13 protein-coding genes and 2 tRNA genes are annotated in these 14,419 nt (G+C 67.7%); 8 read left to right on the forward strand and 7 right to left on the reverse strand.

What is annotated here, in order from left to right; all coding sequences use genetic code 11:
- Positions 1-102: 102 nt before the first annotated feature.
- The 5 genes from DMB37_RS29325 to DMB37_RS29345 all read left to right on the forward strand — a co-directional run bounded on the left by DMB37_RS29325 (position 103) and on the right by DMB37_RS29345 (position 3,146).
- Positions 103-176 (forward strand) — tRNA-Gly (locus DMB37_RS29325).
- 47 nt (positions 177-223) lie between these two features.
- A tRNA-Pro gene (locus DMB37_RS29330) sits at positions 224-297 on the forward strand.
- A 194-nt stretch (positions 298-491) separates the two neighbouring features.
- Positions 492-1,649 carry an NAD(P)/FAD-dependent oxidoreductase gene (locus DMB37_RS29335; protein WP_240771701.1) on the forward strand — a complete coding sequence of 386 codons (1,158 nt, stop codon included), beginning with the start codon at positions 492-494 and terminating at the stop codon, positions 1,647-1,649.
- A complete protein-coding gene (locus tag DMB37_RS29340; RefSeq protein ID WP_135235444.1) occupies positions 1,646-2,566 on the forward strand; it encodes an RNA polymerase sigma-70 factor in 921 nt (306 codons plus the stop codon). Before DMB37_RS29335 ends, DMB37_RS29340 begins: the two co-directional genes overlap by 4 nt.
- Before the next feature lie 106 nt (positions 2,567-2,672).
- Positions 2,673-3,146, forward strand: a complete 474-nt coding sequence (locus DMB37_RS29345; RefSeq protein ID WP_135235445.1) for a flavodoxin family protein — start codon at positions 2,673-2,675, stop codon at positions 3,144-3,146.
- A gap of 166 nt (positions 3,147-3,312) precedes the next feature.
- Here the strand turns inward: DMB37_RS29345 and DMB37_RS29350 are convergent, their stop codons facing one another.
- Together DMB37_RS29350 and hspQ are read right to left on the reverse strand one after the other, a co-directional pair.
- Positions 3,313-3,978 (reverse strand): hypothetical protein, encoded by a 666-nt coding sequence (locus DMB37_RS29350; RefSeq protein ID WP_135235446.1) that lies wholly within the window; start codon positions 3,976-3,978, stop codon positions 3,313-3,315.
- 73 nt (positions 3,979-4,051) lie between these two features.
- Entirely contained in the window at positions 4,052-4,279 is a 228-nt protein-coding gene (gene hspQ / locus DMB37_RS29355; protein ID WP_135235447.1) for a heat shock protein HspQ, read from the reverse strand.
- Positions 4,280-4,578: 299 nt separating this feature from the next.
- Between hspQ and DMB37_RS29360 the strand changes: the two genes are divergently transcribed.
- Entirely contained in the window at positions 4,579-5,349 is a 771-nt protein-coding gene (locus tag DMB37_RS29360; RefSeq protein ID WP_135235448.1) for a trans-aconitate 2-methyltransferase, read from the forward strand.
- 42 nt (positions 5,350-5,391) lie between these two features.
- Positions 5,392-6,825: an MFS transporter gene (locus DMB37_RS29365; protein WP_135235449.1), complete on the forward strand. Its 1,434-nt coding sequence runs from the start codon at positions 5,392-5,394 to the stop codon at positions 6,823-6,825.
- Here DMB37_RS29365 and DMB37_RS29370 read toward each other — a convergent pair.
- Positions 6,812-7,456 carry a TetR/AcrR family transcriptional regulator gene (locus DMB37_RS29370; RefSeq protein ID WP_135235450.1) on the reverse strand — a complete coding sequence of 215 codons (645 nt, stop codon included), beginning with the start codon at positions 7,454-7,456 and terminating at the stop codon, positions 6,812-6,814. The genes DMB37_RS29365 and DMB37_RS29370 overlap by 14 nt on opposite strands.
- 68 nt (positions 7,457-7,524) lie before the next feature.
- On the opposite strand from DMB37_RS29370, the gene DMB37_RS29375 reads away from it, so the two are divergent.
- Positions 7,525-7,920 (forward strand): DUF1801 domain-containing protein, encoded by a 396-nt coding sequence (locus tag DMB37_RS29375; protein ID WP_135235451.1) that lies wholly within the window; start codon positions 7,525-7,527, stop codon positions 7,918-7,920.
- A gap of 4 nt (positions 7,921-7,924) precedes the next feature.
- Here the strand turns inward: DMB37_RS29375 and DMB37_RS29380 are convergent, their stop codons facing one another.
- From DMB37_RS29380 to DMB37_RS29395, 4 genes are all read right to left on the reverse strand, one after another.
- Positions 7,925-9,160, reverse strand: a complete 1,236-nt coding sequence (locus tag DMB37_RS29380) for a serine hydrolase domain-containing protein (RefSeq protein ID WP_135235452.1) — start codon at positions 9,158-9,160, stop codon at positions 7,925-7,927.
- Between the two features lie 133 nt (positions 9,161-9,293).
- Positions 9,294-9,695 carry a hypothetical protein gene (locus DMB37_RS29385; protein ID WP_135235453.1) on the reverse strand — a complete coding sequence of 134 codons (402 nt, stop codon included), beginning with the start codon at positions 9,693-9,695 and terminating at the stop codon, positions 9,294-9,296.
- 293 nt (positions 9,696-9,988) lie between these two features.
- Positions 9,989-12,604 (reverse strand): polynucleotide kinase-phosphatase, encoded by a 2,616-nt coding sequence (locus DMB37_RS29390; RefSeq protein ID WP_135235454.1) that lies wholly within the window; start codon positions 12,602-12,604, stop codon positions 9,989-9,991.
- Positions 12,604-14,388: a 3' terminal RNA ribose 2'-O-methyltransferase Hen1 gene (locus DMB37_RS29395; RefSeq protein WP_135235455.1), complete on the reverse strand. Its 1,785-nt coding sequence runs from the start codon at positions 14,386-14,388 to the stop codon at positions 12,604-12,606. The genes DMB37_RS29390 and DMB37_RS29395 overlap by 1 nt, the downstream gene beginning before the upstream one ends.
- Positions 14,389-14,419 lie beyond the last annotated feature (31 nt).

The following is a 14,419-nucleotide window of genomic DNA, read 5'->3' on the forward strand; positions in this document are numbered from 1 at the left end:
GCTAACCCGCTGCGCGGGGGGCTGATTGGCAATTGCGAAGCAGGGTTCGGTACAGTCGGAACGCACACGACATCGTGGCGATCCCATCGATGTCGTATGCCTGCGGGTGTAGTTCAATGGTAGAACCTCAGCCTTCCAAGCTGATGGTGCGGGTTCGATTCCCGTCACCCGCTCCACACGGAATTCAGCCTCGGCGGCGGCCGACACCCGCCGCGAGGAACAACGGGGTGTAGCGCAGCTTGGTAGCGCATCCGCTTTGGGAGCGGAGGGTCGCAGGTTCAAATCCTGTCACCCCGACAGCATCGAACAGCCTCTGATCTGCGTACGAAGGTCAGAGGCTGTTTCGTTTACCTGACCGATTCCCACGCGTGTGGTCTGGAAGTTGTCGCTGGCCGCCGGTCAGCCAAGCGAATCATTGTGATTGCCACCACTTTCTGCAGATGTCACGGTCTCCGCTCGGGCGGTGTCTTCGAGACATCTGGTCGAGCTGCATGGAGGTGGTTGTGATGGTGCGGGTGGTGGTTGTCGGTGCAGGCTACGCGGGGGCGATGGCCGCGAATCGGCTTGCGGCGGTTGGCCGGTCGGATGTGCAGGTCACCGTGGTCAATCCGCGGGCGCAGTTCGTGGAACGGATTCGGTTGCACGAACATGCGGCTGGTGTGTCGAGCGCGGTGCGGCAGCACAGGGGACTGTTGCATCGCGACGTTCGGCTGCGGGTAGCGACGGTGGAGCGGATCGACGAGGATTCGGTGCTGCTCGATGACGGTTCCGCGCTCGCATTCGACTACCTGGTGTACGCGGTGGGCAGCACCGCCGCTCGCGGCCCGGCCGGGTCCGAGTACGCATGCGATATCGCCGATCTCGACGGAGCCGAATCGTTGCGTGGGCGACTGCGGCGACTGTCGGCGGGTGCTCGGGTTGTGGTGGTCGGTGGTGGGCTGACCGGGATCGAGACGTCCGCTGAAATCGCTTACCGGTATCCGTCTTTGGCGATCGAGCTGGTTTCGCAGTCGGTGGCCGCGTGGCTGCCCGAGTCGAGCCGGGCGAGCATCGAGGGCAGGCTCGCGGACGCTGGGGTGCGGGTGCGCGCCGGGTTGCGGGTGACCGGGATCCGTGCCGACGGTGTCGCGACCGATGCGGGTGTGCTGCCCAGCGATTGCACAGTGTGGGCGGGCTCGTTCGGCGTGCCGGATCTGGCGTCGCGCAGCGGCCTGCCGGTGGCCGCTGACGGTCGGCTGCGCACCGACGATACGTTGGTGTGTGTTGATCATGGGCGGATCGTCGGCGTCGGGGACGCTGTCGCACCGCCGCTACACGTGGGGGAGCACTTGAGAATGAGTTGCCAAGCGGCGATACCGATGGGGGCGCACGGCGCTGACACGGTGCTCGCGTTGATCAGGGGTGAACGACCGGAACCGCTGTCGATCGGCATGGTGGGACAGGCAGTCAGTCTGGGGCGCCGCGACGGGTTCATTCAAGCCACACACTTGGATGACACGCCGCGCGGGTTCGTGTTGTCGGGGCGAGTGGCGGCGATGGTCAAGGAACGGGTGTGCCGCTTCACCCTCACCTCGATGCGATACCCGCGGGCCTACCGATGGCTGCCCGGCCCGACCGTGCCGGCGCCGAGCCGGACGGCGGCCCGATGAGCGAGCCCAGCGAGCGAACCGAAGACACCACCGCGTCGGACGTGTTCGACCAGTTCCGTCCGCTGCTGTTCACCATCGCCTACGAGATCCTCGGCAGCGCGGCCGACGCCGAAGACGTGTTGCAGGACAGCTATCTTCGCTGGCGCGACATCGACCCGGACGAGGTGGCACACCCGCGCGCCTATCTCGTGCAGATCGTCACACGCCAATCGCTCAATCAGCTGCGGTCGGCGCGCCGCCGCCGCGAGGACTACGTGGGCAACTGGTTGCCCGAACCGATCCGCACCGAACACGACGCCAGTCACGATGTGCTGCTGGCCGAATCGGTGTCGATGGCCATGCTGCTGGTGCTGGAAACGTTGAGTCCGACGGAGCGGGCGGTGTTCCTGCTGTCGGAGGTGTTCGGCCACAGCCTCGTCGAGATCGCCGAGATGATCGGCAAGTCCGACACCACCGTGCGCCAGATCGCGCACCGCGCCCGCGAACACGTGCAGGCACGCCGCAAACGCTTCCAGCCCGACGCCGACACCAATCGCGCGGTGCTCGATCGGTTCCTGCTCGCCGCACGCACCGGTGACGTGCAGAACCTGATGGACGTGCTCGCTCCCGATGTCGTGCAGATCTCCGATGGTGGTGGTAAAGCCATCGTCGCCGGTCGCCCGATCACCGGTGCCGCAGCGGTCGCCGGCTTCCTCATCAAGCTCGCCAAGCACAGCATGGCGGGCATGGTCGCCGAGTTCGGCACCTTCAACGCGCTGCCCGCGATCCTGCTCCGGTCCGAGGACGGTCAGCTCGACACCGTGCTGATGATCGAGATCGCCGGGGACCGCATCACCGGCCTGTATGCGGTGCGCAACCCGGACAAGTTGCGCTCCGCCGACGTGCTGCGCCCGCTCGATCGGCCGCAGAACATCTGAGGAACCCGCGGCGTGAGGGGGACCACAGGCGCCCGGATGTCACGGTCGTGAACCGGGCGGTGTCTCAGAGCATGTCCGGTTCAACGCAACCTGAAGGAGCGTCGTCATGAAAGCCATCATCGTGTGCACCTCGGTGTCTCACGGCAACACGAAAAAGATCGCCGACGTCATGGGGCAGGTGCTCCAAGCCCGGGTTGTCGACCCGCAGCGCACCGATGCCGCCGAGCTGGCCGGCTACGACCTCGTCGGGTTCGGCTCGGGGATCTTCCTCGGTTCCTTCCACGCCCAGCTGCGGGAGTTCGTCGAGTCGCTCCCGCAGGAGCCGCGAAGGGCCGCATTCGTCTTCGCCAGCAGCGGCTTTCCGGATGCCGGTATGCAGCGCTTCTCCCGCCCCATGGTTCGCCTGCTCGAGCAGAAGGGATTCGAGGTGGCCGACACGTTCTCGTGCCGCGCGTTCGACACCTACGCACCGTTCAAGCTCGTCGGCGGCATCCGGAAGGGGCGACCCGACGCCACCGATCTCGCGGCGGCGCGCACATTCGCAGAGGGACTACGAGTCCGGCTCGGCGCGACGCGTTGAGATGCGAGGGGAGCGCGGCAGCGAGCTCCCCGATGCCGCGGGTTCACTTACCGGAATTGCCCGTGCCGCAATGGGCCGGGCGATGGTGTACGACTCAGTGGCGTGCTCGTAATGGCCCGGCAGCTAAGCGATTTTCGCGCCGCCCAGCGCCTTCATTGGAGGATGCTCAGACCAGGGCGGCGCGGCCTTGCACGTACGCGATGAGGCTCTCCGCATAGGCCGATTCGTCTCGAGCCGCTAGGTACGCCCGTAATTGGGTGCACGCGTCTTCCAGTTCGGGCCCAGGCCCGCGATCGGCGAGCAGCACGACGATCGCCTCCCACACCTCACTCTGCGGATCCGGGTCGGCCAGTAACTCGTCCAGATACCGGTCCGGCTCGAGTAGTCGTAGCGCGCGCCGCGCATAGGCGTGCACGCGCTTGGGTAGCTCGGCACGAATGGCGTCGACGTCTGCCGCCAGCGCATGCCTGCCCGCCGTTGCCGGGTCGACCCCCAGCGACCACGGCTGGGTCAGCTCGTCCGGCATGCCGTGGTCACTGATCAGCCCGGGGCCGGTCGCCTGCTCCAGCGGCACGAGCGGGCGACCGAGCTGTGTATTGCGCCAGTTGCGGAATTCCCACCAGGCGGCGGGTGTGGCGTTGAGGGTCAGGCCGAACTTCAGCACCTGCTGTCCTTCGGTCCAGGTGCGCAGTACCCGGGTGCGACTGACCGACGCCACACCCCCGGGCACGACTCGCACCCACATGTCATCCGAGCCCTGGAAGCCATAGGGCTGCAGCAGCTTCGCTGCCTCGCGCATCAGTCGGCGCAGCGCCGAATCCGGTCCGACCACTTCAGCAGACTAGCGGCACCAACCGACACAAACCGGGCACCAACCATCCCGCTGTGTTTCGCGCGGGTCGGTGTTATTCGGAATCGATCTGGGACTCGGATAGGTAGGTCTCCACGGGCTGACCGTTCTCGTCCTCGAGCGTCACCCGGTACCAGGGGCTGTCACGGACGGAGGGGTTGAGGCTGAGGTCGTTTTCGTCGTGGGCCGGCGAATACTCCGTGTCGACCGCGACTACGACACCGTGACGTCCGATGGACACGTGGCGGACTCGGTCGCCGACAGCGAATTTGGCTTCCGTCATGATTCACGCACCTTTCCGATACAGCTCACTGTATCTGTCTTGCGTGCAACAACATTGAGGAACGAGAGTCGGGGCGGGCGGGGGCGTCGTCGCCGGGGCGCGAAGCCGATCAGGGCGATCGGGTCGGCAACCCTCTGTTTGCTGGCGGCATCGGCGTGGACATCCATGGGTAGGTAATGACTACCCGGAAATACCCATCGAAAACTGGTCGGTTTGCTTGTAGTGGACCGGCTCCAGATCGCCGCCTTGCAGTACAATCGTACTAAGTACGCTCGTACTGTTTACGAGAAGGGTTTCGTATGTGGGATCCGAAGAAGTACCTCGATTTCGCCGATCACCGTGCCCGCCCGTTCTTCGAGCTGATCAGCCGGATCGACGCCGAAAAGCCGCGGCGGGTAGTGGATTTGGGCTGCGGGCCGGGCACGCTCACCGGTGTGCTCGCCGAACGATGGCCGGACGCGCAACTCGACGCACTCGACTCCTCGCCGGAGATGGTGCAGGAAGCCCAGGAGCGGGGAATCAATGCCCGCGTGCTCGATATACACGACTGGGCGCCGGACCCCGAGACCGATGTCGTCGTCAGTAATGCTGTCCTGCAATGGGTTCCGGATCACCTGAGCCTGCTCGCGGAGTGGCTGCCCGCCCTGCCGTCCGGCGCCTGGTTCGCCATGCAGGTGCCCGGCAACTTCGACGCGCCGTCGCATCGGGAGATCCGCGCGCTGGCGACCGAGGCGCGCTGGCAGGCTCGGCTGGCCGAGATCGCGCTGCGCAGCGCCGACGCGGTGTCCACGCCCGCTGACTATGCGACGGCACTGGCCACCGACGACACCGTCGTCGATGTCTGGGAAACCACCTATCTGCAACGACTTTCGGGCCCCGATCCCGTGCTGGAGTGGGTCACCGGCACCGCGCTTCGACCGATTCGCGCCGCGCTGGACGAGGAAGACTGGGGTGAATTCCGTACCGAGCTGGCGGCCCGGCTGCGCATGGCCTACCCGGCGAGGTCCGACGGCACCACGTGGTTCCCGTTCCGCCGGATCTTCGCGGTGGCACACAAGCCTTCGTCCTGAGGCTGTTGTCATAAACATACGGTCGACCGTATTGTCTCTGGCATGACGGAGTTGCAACCAGCTGTCGGCACCAGCCCGGCCGTCGTGCCGTGGACCGCGGTGTCGGTGGTCATGGTCGGCATGTTCATGGCCATCCTCGACGCGTACATCGTGGTGGTGGCCGGCCCCGCGATCCGCGCGGATCTCGGTGCCACCGAGGGGCAACTCCAGTGGATCCTGGCGGGCTATCAGCTGAGCTACGCGGTACTGATGATCACCGGCGGCCGCATCGCCGATATGTATGGACGCAAACGGATCTTCCTGCTCGGCGCGGCGGTGTTCACGCTGTCCTCGATCGTGTGTGCCGCCGCGCCGGGCCCCGGCACGTTGATCGCGGCGCGGGTCGTGCAGGGACTCGGTGCCGCGCTGCTGGTTCCGCAGGTCTTCGCGATGATCGCCGTGCTGGTGCCGGAACGCAGCAGGCACCGGGTCTTCGGTGTGCTCGGAGTGGTGATCGGCATGGCCAGCATCGGCGGCCAGCTCATCGGTGGGTTGCTGATCAGCGCGGATCTGTTCGGGGCGCAGTGGCGCGCGGTGTTCTGGGTGAACGTGCCGATCGGGGTGGCGATGATCCTGCTCGCCGCGAAATTCGTGCCGGAGACCCGCGTGACGGGGGCGCGCAGGCTGGACGTTCCTGGCGTACTCGCGTTGAGTACCGCGCTGTTACTGCTCACCTTCCCGCTCATTCAGGGGCGCGAGGCGGGCTGGCCGTGGTGGACCTTGGCCTGCTTCGTGGCGAGCGCGGCCGCATTCGCCCTGTTCGCCGTGGTCGAACGGCGCGTGGCCGACACGGGTGGCGACCCGCTGGTGGATCTCGGTCTGTTTGCCCAGCGCTCGTTCACGGTGGGCATCGTGCTCGTGCTGTGTGTATACGCGCTGCTCACGTCTTACTATCTGGCACTGTCGATTTCGCTCCAGGAGGGCCTCGGCATGTCGGCCCTCGGGGCGGGGCTGGTCTACGCGCCCGGTGCGGCGACGTTCTTCGTCTTCGGCATGGTCGCGAGCCGCGTCGTGCCGAAATATGGTCGGCGCGTACTGGAACTCGGGTCGATCTTGATGGTGGCCGGTTATCTGTGCACCGTGGTGGTGCTGCTGTCGAGCTCGGAATTCCCTGTGGCGCTGGTGATTGCAACGATCGTGCTGCAATGTGCTGGTGGCGGGCTGCTCATCACGCCGCTGCTCAACACGGTGCTGTCCGGGGTCGGACCGGCGGCTGTCGGCACGGCGTCGGGGGCGCTGTCGACTGCCCAGCAGATCGGTGGTGCGCTGGGCGTCGCGGTGATCGGCGCGGTCTTCTTCGCCGCGTTCCAGCCCGGTGCGGACACCGGCGCCGCAGTGGCGGGGCACGCCTTCATGATGTCGTCGATCGCGAATTTCGCTGTCGCCATTGTTATTTCAATGCTGGTACGCCAACTACCGGCGGTCAGGGCGACGTGAGGAAACCCTCGACGATGCGCCGAGCCCGGCTCATGGCGTCCTGCTCGCCCACGCGCAGCGCGGTGTTGGTGGCGCACAGCACCGCATCGATCTGATAGGCGGCGAGTTCCGGATCGACCTCGGCGATGTCGCCCGCCCGCACTGCCTCGCGCAACTCCCGCTCGAGGATGCTCACCCACGCCCGCCGGTCCCGCAGCAGCGCGTCGCGCAACGGCCCCGGCCTGCTGTCCTGCTCCGGCATGCTCGCGACCCAGAAGCAGCCGCCCGCGAACAGGGGAGTCTCGGCGTAGGCCAGCCAGCTCTCGATCAGCGCTCGCAGCCGGGCGAGACCGTGCGGCGTTGTCCTGGTCGGTTCGATCACCTCCTCGACGAACAGGTCGCGCGCGTAGTCGATGGCGGCCAGCTGCAAGGCTTCCTTGGTCTTGAACAGCGTCTGGATGCCCGCTTTGCTCAACCCGGAGTCGGTGGCGAGCCTGCCGAAGCTCAAACCCGCCAGGCCATCGAGCGAGGCGATGTCCACCGCGTGCCGCAGCACGGTCTGCCGCGTCTTCGCGCCGCGGAGCAGGCGCTTATCGGTGATCTCGGCCGGCTCGCGCCGGGTGAGGACCGCAGAGTCGGGGCCACTTTCCATACGGTCGATCGTACTCAGGCTGGCGAGAAACGGTCATCGGACCGCCGGATTTGTGTTTGGATCTGTCCATGTCCTACGCGGTCGATCCGCGCGTCGACACCTATATCGACGCGCTACCCAGCTGGCAGCAAGCAATCTGCCGAGAGGTGCGCGAGCTGGTGCACGCCGCCGATCCGGACGTCGTCGAGACCATCAAGCGCACCGTGCAGCCGTACTTCGTGCTCGACGGCAACATCTGCGCCCTGCTCGCGGCGAAGACGCACGTCAATATCTTCCTCTACGACGGAGCCATCGTCGCTGACCCCGACGGCATCATCACCGCGGGTCACGACAACAAGACCGCCCGAACCGTCGCCGTGCGCGAGGGCGAAAAGGTCCCTGCCGCACCGCTGCTCGCGATGTTCCAGCAGATCATCGCCAACAACCGCGCGGGCGGCTGGCGCAAGCTGAAGCGCGAGAGCTGACGTCTCAGCCGACCGCGACGTCGAGGGTATCCGGCAGCCCGCTGGTGTCTTTCACGCCTCTGGCGGCGCGCTGGGAGAGCGCGGCGAGCACCGGGAGCCGCGCGTCACCCAGTGACATGGCGTGGTTGCCGAGGTGATTGGTGACAAAGGCGACCGAAAGCCCGAGCGCGGGCATGGCGATGCCGCCGGATCCGCCGATGCCGAAGTGCCCCAACGCTTGCCGGGTCAGCCTGGTGCCGACGATGCCACGGTGATACCCGAGCGCGAAATGTGGTGCGGCGCCGAGCACATAGTCGAACCGCCCGTTCGGCGGCATCTGCGCGATCAGCCGGGTGGTCTCCGGCCGCAGCAGGCGCCGCTGGCCGATCATGCCGTCGTTGGCGATCGCGCCGTACATCTTGCCCAGCGCCCGAGCCGTGAAAACCCCGTTCCAGCCGGGCATCATCGCATCGTAGGGCTGGTCGCCGAGCGTCATATCCGCCCAGCCGTCGTACACCGCGCCGCGCGCCGAGTGCACCGCCCGCATCGAGGCGAACGGGGCGATCATCCGGTCGAACGGCACGCGTGCGATGCCGAGGCGCGGTGACAGCTTCGCGAGCCGATGCCGCTGGTGCTGCGGGACGCCGAAGTAGAAGTCGTTGTCGCCCAGTGGTTCCGCGAGCTCGGTTCGGACCAGCTCGGGAAACTCGCGCCCGGTGGCTCGCTGTGCGATCTCCGCGACGATCGTGCCGAAGGTGAGCCCGTGATACCCGGACGCGCGCAGCCGCAACGGATCCGGCGCGGAGGCGGCGATGGCCGCGGCCATGGCGTCGTGGTCGAGCAGATCCGCCGGGTCGTCGAGCAGACCTCGGGTGCGTTGCAGCCCGGCGCGATGGTTCAGCACGTCGCGAACGGTGATGGCGTCCTTGCCGTTTGCCGCGAACTCCGGCCAGTACGTCGCCACCGGTGCGTCGAAGTCGAGTACGCCGCGCTCGGCCAGCCGGTGCGCGATGGTGGCCGCGACGCCCTTGCCGGTCGAGTACGACAGCGCGATCGTATCGGCGCGCCACCGCCGGTCACCGTCCGCCCAGCCGGCCCAGATGTCCAGCACCGGTGCACCATTCAGGTAGACCGAGAGGGCACCACCGCCCTGCCGCTTGCGCCGGAACATCGCGAAGAACTTCGCGGCCACGGCGGTGAAGCGGTCGTCGATGAGCATGTGCCCGGTGTTGGGCGTGCTGTCCGAACTCGCGAACGGCATGGTCAGACTCCCTTGTCCAGTACGCCTGCGAAGCCGCCGCGGTAACAGTTGCAAGCAGCTTGCTAACACCCACGGTAACGTGTATCAGTTGCCGGGTGCAATGGGTCTGAGACAGTTGGAGTCCGAGCTCGGTCTAGGCCAGCGAGACCACCTTGGCCTGACCAGTGACGACGGTGTCGCTGCTGTCGACCAGGGCAACGCGAACCTGGACGGTTTGTCCCGCCGAGAGCGGCGCGTCCGCACCGTTCGCTCCGGTGAGCAGCACCACGGCGGTTTGGCGGCTGCCGTCGCAGGTCACCGCCGTTTGTGTACCGGTGGCCGAGGGGCTGTCGGCCTGCGGGTCGCCCACCATGGCCCGGATCGCGGCCACGCCGGCCGAGGCTTCACAGCTGTAATCGACCCCGATATTGACCGGCCCGACACCACTGACCTCGATGGCGTTCTCGGCTGCGGCCACAGCGGTGGCCGACGCAATGGCCAACGCGGTGGCTCCGATGGCGGTCGCGATGCGGGCGGAATTTCGAATAGTCACCATGGATCTTCGTCCTCCTGCGTAGCGGGAACAGGTCGCCGAACACACTCAGAAGAGATCGCGGCGTGGAACCATGCCGCGGCAGAATCCTGCCTCATCGCCGGGTTGGTTACCCGGCTCGGCGGCGCTTCAACCATCGCCCGACGAGCGATGGATCGCGCACCATCGTCGCCACGCTGTCGATGACGCCCGCTGCCGTGTGGGGGAGGGGTGCTATAGCGCCACCACCTAGCGCGGCGGGGGTCCGCCGCACTAGCTGGTGTCAGCTGTTTCGGTCCGCTGTCCGCCCACGCTTCTCACAAGCGTGGATCCACCGGTTCGGACTCCAGCGCGAGCACCGCGAAGACGGCCTCATGCACCCGCCACAGTGGTTCGCCCGCAGCGAGCCGGTCCAACGCCTCCAGTCCGAGTGCGTACTCGCGCAACGCCATCGAGCGCTTGCGGCCGAGGCCGCGCGTGCGCAGTCGAGCCAAGTTGTGCTCGCGCAGATACTCCGGCCCGTAGATGATCCGAAGATATTCGGGGCCACGGCATTTCACGCCGGGCTGTACCAGCCTGCCGTCGCCCGTGGCACCCTCGGCCTTCTTGACGCCGCGCACCAACGCTTGCCGCGGCTTGACCACCATTCCTTCGCCGCCCGCTGTGGTCAGCTCGGTCCACCAGTCGGTGGCGGCTGCCACGCTGTCCGCGTCGGTCGGATCGACGAACATCCGACCCGTCGGCGCGAACAGCTCGCTGTCGGCCGCGACCAGCCGGTCGATCAGCGTGAGGTGCCAATCGTGCTCGCGCACCGCATAATTCGATCCTTCGGCGGCGAGGATCTGGAACGGCGCGAGCCGGAGACCGGCCACGCCGTCGACCGGCCAGCAGTAACGGCCGTAGGCGTCGGTGAACGCCGCGGCATCGGCCTTGCGTGCCCCTGTGCGCGCCGTCAGGTCCGCGACATCCAGTCCGCGTTCCGCCACCGCCGAAAGCACCTCGGTGGCGGCACCGAGCGCTGCCCGGGCCGCCGTGCCGACGGCGGCGTACTGGTTGCGCAGCAGGCCGATTGCCTTCGCCGACCACGGCATGAGTTCGGTATCGAGCAGTAGCCACTCGCTGCGCAGCTCATCGAAGAGCCCCGCGGTTTCGGCGGCCGTGCGCACGCGGGCGAGCAGTGTCTCGGTGTGCACCGGATCATCGAAGAACGGCCGACCGGTGCGCGTGTAGATCACGCCGGTGCCGCCGTCGTCGATGCCGAATCGGTCCCGCGCGGCGGATGCCGACCGGGCGACCAGGACCACGGCCCGCGACCCCATGTGCTTCTCCTCGCACACCAACCGGTCGACGCCCTCGGTGCGGTAATACGCGAACGCCTCCGCCGGATGTTCCAGATAGCCCGCCAGCTCAGAGGTCGCACACGGCGACATGGTCGGCGGCAGATACACCAGCCAGCGCGGGTCGATCGCGAATCGGCTCATCACTTCCAGTGCGGCGCAGGCGTTTTCCTCCTGCACGCCGACCCGCCCGTGATAACGGGTCTCCACGACGCGGCGGCCGATCACGTCCTCCAGGTCGAGCACGCCGGGATCCCGGTGCACCACGCCTCCGGCGGCAGCCGACACTGCCGCGTTTGCCGCAGCTGCGGTGGGCTCCAGCGGTCGCGTCGGCTCGTACCAAACCGCCTCCGCCGCAACCGAAACCGGCTCACGCTCCGGATAGCGCAACGCGGACAGCCTGCCACCGAACACCACGCCGGTGTCCAGGCACAGCGTGTTGTTCACCCACTGCAGGTCCAGCACCGGAGTGTGCCCGTACAGCACGGTGGCCCGGCCGCGATAGTCGTTGGCCCACGGATAACGCACCGGCAGACCGTATTCGTCCGTCTCCCCGGTGGTTTCGCCGTACATGGCAAAGGACCGCACCCGCCCCGATGCCCGCCCGTGGAACTCTTCCTTCAGCCCCGCGTGCGCGACGACGAGCTTGCCGCCGTCGAGCACATAGTGGCTGACCAGCCCACGACAGAATTCGTGGGCCGCCTTGCGGAACACCTCGTCCTCGCCGTCGAGCTGGGCCAGCGACTCGGCGAGGCCGTGTGCCACCCGCACCTGCTTGCCGTCGAGCGCGCGGACGAGCTTGTTCTCGTGATTCCCGGTGACGCACAGCGCCGTTCCGGCCGCCACCATGCCCATCACCAGCCGCAGCACGCCGGGGGTGTCCGGCCCACGGTCGACCAGGTCGCCGACGAACACCGCGGTGCGCCCCGCCGGGTGCCGCGCGCCGATCGCCCGGCCCGCGTCGTCGCGTTCGAGGACATAGCCGAGCTCGCCGAGCAGCGTTTCGAGTTCGCTGCGGCAGCCGTGCACGTCACCGATCACATCGAACGGCCCGGTGAGCTCGCGCTTGTCGTTCCACGCCTTCTCGTCGACGATGGTCGCCGCCTCGATCTCGGCCACCCCGCGCAGCACGTACACCTTGCGGAAGCCCTCGCGCTCCAGTCCGCGCAGGCTGCGCCGCAACTCGCGCTGCTGCCGGACCACCACGTGCGCGCCGAGCGAGGCCCGGTCCGGGCGCGCCGAATTGCGTTCCAGGCACACCGAATCCGGCACGTCGAGCACGATCGCCACCGGCAGCACGTCGTGGGCGCGGGCCACCGCGATCAGTTCCTGCCGCGACTTGGCCTGCACGTTGGTCGCGTCGACCACCGTGCGCAGGCCACGCCGCAACCGGATGCCCGCGATGTGGTGCAGCAGCGCGAACGCCTCGGCGGTGGCCGACTGATCGTTCTCGTCATCGCTGACGATGCCGCGGCACGCGTCGGAGGACACCACCGCGGTCGACCGAAAGTGCTTGCGCGCGAAGGTGGATTTACCCGAGCCGGTGCTGCCGATCAGCACCACGAGGGACAGCTCGGGCACGGAGAGCTCTGCCATCACGCCACCCCTTCCGTGGTCGCAGCCACGGCGACCGCGGCGTTGTCGAATTCGACCTTGCTGAATACTGCCATTTGGGTGGGCGCGCCGAACTCCGCGTCCACCACGCCGATCGGCACGAACCGCACGGAATACCCGTGCCGGGCCGCGACCCCGTCGGCCCACGCCGCGAATTCGGCACGGGTCCATTCGAACCGGTGATCGGCATGCCGGAACGCACCGGCCGCCAAGCCCTCGAAGCGCACATTGACCTCCGCGTTCGGCGTCGTGACGAGCACCGCCCTCGGTGCCGCCGCCGCGAAGACCGCATGCTCCAGCGCACCGAGACGCGGCGGATCCACGTGCTCGATGACCTCCATCAGCACCGCGGCGTCGTAACCACGCAACCGGGCGTCGGTGTAGGTGAGCGCGCCCTGCAACAGGGTCAGCCGCTGCGCCACGCGTTCGGGCAGGCGCTCGAGCCGCAACTTGCGTTCCGCGATATGCAGCGCCCGCATCGACACGTCCACGCCGACGATCTCGGTGAAGGCCTTGTCCGACAGCAGCTCGCGCAGCAGCGTGCCCTCGCCGCAACCGAGGTCGAGCACCCGACGAGCGCCGGCCTCGTGCAGCGCGGCACGCACCGCAGCGCGTCGTGCTACTGCCAATGAGACTGTGCCCGGCGATGTTTCAGCCAGACCGGACGCACGAGCCGCTGCCGAGTCCGGCCCGCCTGCCGCTGCGATGTCAGGCACACCAGCGGCTGCCATGTCAGGCACACCGGCCGAGTCCGTGTCGGTTGCACCGGCCACGGCTACGTCGATCGCACCCGCCACGGTCCCGTCGTGCGCACCGGCCACTGTTGCGGCGAGGTCCGCCGCGTCTGCTGCGGCGATTTCGCCCCCGCCTCGGCGATCGGCCGAAACGTCTTCGCCGTCAGCCACTTGCGCTGGCGTGAAGCCGGTTTCGGATCCACCCGCCGCAAGGTCGCTGGAAGCAACACTCTCGGCGTCGTCCACTTCCTCCACCGCGTCCAACAACTCCGGCTCGACTTCGTCCAACTCGGCCAGCCGAGCCAATGCCGTCCGCACGAGCGACTGCCGCCGCGCCAGATAACGTCGCGTGATCCATCCACGCTCCGGATGTTCGGCCAGCCATCCGCCACCCGCCCGGATCAGCTTGTCGACCTCATCCGCGGCCAGCCAGTAGTGCTTCGCCCCATCCAGCACCGGCAGCAAGACATACAGGTGGGAGAGCGCGTCCGCCAACCGCACGGTCCCGGACAGCTCCAGCCGCAGATAGTGCGAATCTCCCCACGCCGGGAACGCCGGATCCAATGGCAGGGCAGTGGCGGTCACCGCCCAGCCGAGCGGCGCGAACACCCGCTCCGCCACCTCCGCGCCGCCTCGGCACGGTACGGCGGGCAACTCGACGTGCAACGGCAGCGCGGTCTGCGCCAGCTCCGGGCGCAGCGTGCAGCGCCCGTGCAGCGCGGTGCGGAACACCGCCCCGATCGCGACCGACAGCAGCGACGACGCCGCGTACGGCCGATCGTTGACGTACTGGCCGAGACTGAAATCCGGTGTCCCGCGCGAACGTCCGCGCACCAGCCGGATCGGATCGATCTCCAGCACCAGCGCCACCGTGCATCGGGCGGTGGTCGCCTCGGGGTACACGACATGCGCTGTGCCGTAGGACTGTTCGAACGCCTGCACCCGGCCGGGATTCTTGTGCAGCAAGAACCCCAGGTCGGTCGCCGGCCAGTCGGCGTCCTCCGGTGGTGTGCAGGTGATCGTCAGGAGCATGCAGCGATCGTCGCCCAGTGCCGGGACCTGC

The organism is Nocardia sp. CS682, from assembly GCF_004634405.1.
Lineage (GTDB): Bacteria > Actinomycetota > Actinomycetes > Mycobacteriales > Mycobacteriaceae > Nocardia > Nocardia ninae.